The following is a 789-nucleotide window of genomic DNA, read 5'->3' on the forward strand; positions in this document are numbered from 1 at the left end:
CCTTCGGGGCACTCGTGGGGAGCGGCCCACGGGATCGGTCGCAGGGGCATCGCGGGGGCGGCCCCCGGACAAGTCGTCGGGTCAGTCGCGGCGGAAGAAGCCTCTGCGGCGGTGGGCGACCGGCCGTGAGAGCGAGTCCGAGAGCCGTCCGACCATGTCGTCGCTGGTCACGTCCAGGGCCATCCTTGGGATGAGGGAGGCGCCGAACTCCGCCACGCGCTCGTCGTGGGTGTCGTACTGGGCGCGCGCCTGGACGGTGGCGCCGGACTTCAGCATCCGGCCGACGAGCGAACTGTCGAAGACCGGGAGCAGCGCGGCGAGCTGGTCGGCGTCGAGGGACGTGCCGTGGTCGAACCACTCGTGGCACAGCTCGTGCAGGATGACGTGCTGCGTCTGGTAGTCGGTGGGGCGGCGCCGGTAGAGGACGAGACTGGTCCCGCCGGCCTTGAGCCGCAGTCCGCAGGCGGCGTTCACGCGCGCGAGGCGCTCGGGCAGCTCCCGCAGCACGATGGTCCGGCCCCGGGCCTCCTCCATGTTCGCGACGAGGGCGGGGATGCTGAACGGGGCGGGGATCGGCAGATCCGCCAGCCCGGCTTCGCACTCTCTCCGCAGCGCGCGCATGGACATGTGTGCCTCTGGGTCCCTCTGGGGCGTGGTCACGCGGTCGTCTGGCATGCGATGGATCGATGGATCGGCGCATCTTAACGAACGGGCGTGAACACGGCCACGGTCAGGACGGGGTGACCGGAGGTAAGCCTTCGCGGGAGGGTGGGGCCGGTGTGACAGGGT

At 71.1% G+C, this 789-nt stretch carries 1 protein-coding gene; it reads right to left on the reverse strand.

Annotated features, from left to right (window positions below; translation table 11 throughout):
- Positions 1–81: 81 nt before the first annotated feature.
- The gene (locus tag ACJA3G_RS37950; protein ID WP_406557538.1) at positions 82–627 is read right to left on the reverse strand and encodes a toxin; all 546 of its coding nucleotides are present in this window, start codon (positions 625–627) and stop codon (positions 82–84) included.
- Between the last annotated feature and the right edge of the window lie 162 nt (positions 628–789).

The organism is Streptomyces sp. YS-3 (genome assembly GCF_045257485.1).
Lineage (GTDB): Bacteria > Actinomycetota > Actinomycetes > Streptomycetales > Streptomycetaceae > Streptomyces.